Source organism: Psychrobacter sp. T6-1 (genome assembly GCF_052258445.1).
The window spans coordinates 1-4,207 of record NZ_JBQQFC010000217.1 but is presented as its reverse complement, the minus strand read 5'-3'; the positions used below and the strand labels follow the sequence as shown (position 1 = coordinate 4,207).

Below are 4,207 nucleotides of genomic sequence, written 5' to 3'. Positions count from 1 at the left end.
TACGGTTTTGGTGAGGCGTCTTATAAGTTCAACTCACTTACGCCAAAAGAGCGCATCAGCGCAGCGCTCGAATATGGCAAACGCATTCATCCGCAGTACACTAAAGAGTTTCGCGCAGGCACTTCAGTCGCATGGCACCGTATACCGTGGTCGCTTGGCTGCTACGGCATTTGGAGTGAATCAAGCCGCGAACAGTATTACGATACCCTATGCGCTATTGACCACCGCATTGTACTGGCAGGCGAGCACTGCTCACACATTCCTGCTTGGCAAGAAGGCGCGATATTATCAGGCATGGATTCGGCAAACCGCTTACATCAAAAGGCAAAAAAACTCGGTTAATAGTGAAGTCATTAATCTTTGGTAAATAGCGACGAACATAAAGGCGATATTAAACATGACAAAAGCAAAACCTACTCGGATAAAGGGTCATAAATCCTATCGTTTGCCAATTCTATTGATAATGAGTGGCAGCGCTTTTTTATCAGGATGTAGCCAATATGCTAAACAAAGCGCCCCTACTATTGCCAGTTTACAAACGCCAATGGTTTTGAGCGACAATTTTAGCAATCAAGCCAGCCGCAATAACGGTGCGTGGGGCGCAGTCTACATGTCCAAAGACGAGCTGACCCGCCCGCCTATGAATATCGTCGATGTCAGCTCAATTCCTAAGATGAGTAATGATGCGGGTTTGCAAAAGTGGCTAGTCAAATTTGAAGGTAGCACACAAGGTAAAAAGGGATTTTTTACTACGAACGGCAAAAAGCTCTATGATGACTCGTGCGCGGGCTGCCATATGGTAGATGGTAAAGGCGCACAAGGCGCAGGCTACTATCCGCCGCTTGCCGATAACAGCAAGATGGAATCTAAATACTATATTATCAGCGTTACGATGAATGGACTGCGCGGTATGCCCGCCTTTCATAGCATGATGGATGATGAGCAAATAGCCGCAGTGACGCAGTATGTGCACAGCGAATTAAATCCTTATACTGATAAAGTAACCGCTGCCAATGTCGCCCAGCTACGCCACGAGTTTCCGCCAGGGCCTGATCCGAGTGAGTAGTTGTAATAGTAATAAAAAGTTTACGGCCATTCTTTTAATTATCCAAGCAGTAACGCTACCTTAACCTCAAAGGTATCTTCTTTTATATCGATACTGACTCTACCTTTGTGCGCCTGCGCAATCGCTTGCACGATAGATAATCCTAGCCCTGATCCTGAATGATCGCTGCTGGTTTTGTCATGACGATAAAAACGCTCAAAGAGTTTATTGGCATCCTTCTGCGTCAAAGCATGCGTCAAGCGATTGCTAATGGTTATAGTAAGGGAGGTAGGCGTCAGCTTTGATGCTTTAATACCAATGACGCTATCACTTGCTGCATAATAGATGGCATTGGATATTAGGTTAGCAAATAGTCTCTGCAGCAAGCCTGCGTCCCCCAATACCGACGCAAATACGCCAGACTTCTCAAAGGTAATCCTGCGATCCTCGGCGATCAATTCATAATACTCTATCAGCTTGGTCATCAAATCTTCGGTATCGACGGGACTCAGTTGTGAGTCCTTTAGACCTTTTTGGGTCTTGGCGAGCAATAGCATATTGTTAATCAGACTCGATAGCTGCTCGAGGGTATCGTGCTGATGATGAAGCTGCTCAATGTATTCCTCGCCTGCTCTGGGTTTACTCAGCATGACCTGAGTCTGAGTACTCAAAGTAGCAAGCGGCGTACGCAGTTCGTGGGCGATATTATCGGAGAACCTTGATAACGAGTCAAAATTACTCTCAAGTTTTGCTAGCATCAGGTTATACGACTGGGCTAATGGCCGCAGCTCTAGCGGCATATCGCTGACCGTCAACCGCTCATCTAAGCGCTCAGGATTGATGCCTTTCATCTTTTGCACGATAGTTGCAAGTGGCGCAAAGCCCCAGTAGACGCTAAGGGCGGCAATAGAGACCAGTAGCAAGGTAATCGCAAGCAAAATCAGACTCAGCTGACGATTGAATTGCACTAGATACTGATGATGTACATCAATCGGTAGCGCAATAAAAGCGAGCACCTCGTTATCTTTGATAATCAAAGCGCGATAACGTCTGTCATTTATCTCAATGACGAACTGCTGCTCGCGATACTGTTGCCATAGTGACGCAAGGCTCACCTCTATGGGCAACTCATCAGCAAAACCGCTAGGCACGCTCGTTAGCAAACGCCCATTAGCGTTGGTAATGATGGTTTTTAAATCATAATCTAGCTGCGCGGAATGCAAGTGATCCGCGTCTATTGGTACTGGCAAGTGTGCTGTATTCGATACTATTTGCGCGTTTGGCAATGCTTTTGATACAGCGTTTGGCGCAGGCGCGTCGCTTAAGCGTTTGCGTAAATTAAAGGCGGCATGAGTAATAATCTCCGCATCCATCTGCTCAAAGTGCCCTTTTACAGAGCGCCCAACCCAGATATAAATGATAACCTGCGAGAGGACAACGAATATCGTTAGCAGCAGTACCGTGCGCCATAACAGCGGCAGACGTCGATTATCAAAAGTACTTTTTACCTTATCAGCCATCATATTAGGCGTCTACTTTAACAGGGGATAACACTTCTAATTTGTAGCCCATACCGCGTACTGTGTGAATCAGCTTGGTCTCATAATCATCATCAATCTTGATGCGTAGCCGCCTTATCGCCACATCGATGACGTTGGTATCGCTATCAAAATTCATATCCCATACTTGTGAGGCAATGACCGAGCGCGGTAACACCTCACTGCGGCGCTCAAGCAAAAACTGTAACAGAGCAAATTCTTTTGCCGTCAGCTTAATGACGGTGTCACTACGGCTGACGCTGCGTTTGGCGATATCCATTTTCAGATCAGCGATTTGTAATTGAGTATTTTGGTAGTCGGCTTGATTGGCGCGGCGCAGTAGGCTTTTTATACGCACGATGAGTTCGGCAAAAGCAAAGGGCTTAGTCAGATAGTCATCACCGCCGATCTCAATCCCCCTTATCTTATCGCTCAGATCGTCTTTTGCGGTCAAGAATAACACCGGCGTGAGCTTGCCTGCCGCGCGGTAACTGCGTACCAGCTCAAAACCGCTGATATCTGGCAACATAACATCCATGATAATAACGCTAAAGTCCTGCGTCATCAAAGCATGGTGACCATCTAGCCCCGTCGTATGATGCTCAACGATGAACCCCGCTTCACTCAAGCCCTTTTTTATATACTCGCCAAGCTTTTGCTCATCTTCTACTAGTAGTACTTTCATAACCATCCTTCACCATAACGTTGGCTGTTTAATGCTCAAGTTAACAAAAATGACAACACTGACTGCTATCTGACAAAGATGTCACGTGCTCGTCATCAGATTGTCAGTCTGCGTTTGCTAATCTATACCCATAGTACATAGCGGCTCATTCCTGATACGAGTAGCGGCTATGCATTATTCTTAACAGCAATTAATTCGGTATTCAATAATCTATTAAAGGTGTTATATGAAAAATTACGAGTCATTCAAAAAAGTACTACTCCTATCCGCTTCTATGTTTATTGGTATGTCAGCAGCTAATGCACATACGACTAATCTAAGCACCTCCATTATCGATAACTGCGATAACCTCACTACCTTTGCTAGCAATTTAGATCATAACAACGCGCAAATCTCTAATGCCCAAATGAAAAGTTACATTGATGCACGAGTGGCTTGTGCTGTTGAACATGAGGATCAACATCTTCAGTCTGAAAAGTATTTTATAGACAAGTATGGACGCGGTAGTAACTCTAGAGCACCATCTATGCTAAATGAATATGAGCAAGATTAAAATCAAAACCCAGCAAGATGACAATATTGTCATCTTGCTGTCATCTCTTTGTCAGAATAGATCAGCTATGCTTTAAGCTGATCTCATCACCCAAATTTTATTTTTAATAATACATAAGGATTTACCATGTCACTGTTTAAATCAATGCCCAAAGTTAAATCAATGTCTCATCTGATTATTACCGCTACTATCGGTATCGCCGTCTCCACGTCAGCGCTGGCTCACGATCCAAAAATGCATGCGCAAAAGGATCAGATGAATTGCGAGAAGATGGACAAACATATGCAAATGATGGGCAAAATGGATCATAGCAAGATGGATATGAGTGATCCTGCTATGCAAGCGATGATGACTAATATGGGCAAAATGAAGCAGATGTATCAAAA

The 4,207-nt window shown here is 44.7% G+C and carries 6 protein-coding genes; 4 read left to right on the top strand and 2 right to left on the bottom strand.

What is annotated here, in order from left to right; translation table 11 throughout:
- Together ACTXGO_RS10405 and ACTXGO_RS10400 are read left to right on the top strand one after the other, a co-directional pair.
- The coding region (locus ACTXGO_RS10405; protein WP_443574381.1) for a flavin monoamine oxidase family protein at positions 1 to 342 on the top strand (342 nt) is incomplete at its 5' end.
- Positions 343 to 397: 55 nt separating this feature from the next.
- Entirely contained in the window at positions 398 to 1,066 is a 669-nt protein-coding gene (locus ACTXGO_RS10400) for a c-type cytochrome (RefSeq protein ID WP_443542133.1), read from the top strand.
- Positions 1,067 to 1,104: 38 nt separating this feature from the next.
- Here the strand turns inward: ACTXGO_RS10400 and ACTXGO_RS10395 are convergent, their stop codons facing one another.
- Positions 1,105 to 2,568 (bottom strand): ATP-binding protein, encoded by a 1,464-nt coding sequence (locus ACTXGO_RS10395; RefSeq protein WP_443542135.1) that lies wholly within the window; start codon positions 2,566 to 2,568, stop codon positions 1,105 to 1,107.
- A gap of 1 nt (position 2,569) precedes the next feature.
- Positions 2,570 to 3,268 (bottom strand): heavy metal response regulator transcription factor, encoded by a 699-nt coding sequence (locus ACTXGO_RS10390; protein WP_443542137.1) that lies wholly within the window; start codon positions 3,266 to 3,268, stop codon positions 2,570 to 2,572.
- A 226-nt stretch (positions 3,269 to 3,494) separates the two neighbouring features.
- On the opposite strand from ACTXGO_RS10390, the gene ACTXGO_RS10385 reads away from it, so the two are divergent.
- Together ACTXGO_RS10385 and ACTXGO_RS10380 are read left to right on the top strand one after the other, a co-directional pair.
- Positions 3,495 to 3,821, top strand: a complete 327-nt coding sequence (locus ACTXGO_RS10385; protein WP_443542138.1) for a hypothetical protein — start codon at positions 3,495 to 3,497, stop codon at positions 3,819 to 3,821.
- 144 nt (positions 3,822 to 3,965) lie between these two features.
- On the top strand, positions 3,966 to 4,207 hold a 242-nt coding region (locus tag ACTXGO_RS10380; RefSeq protein WP_443574383.1), incomplete at its 3' end, for a hypothetical protein.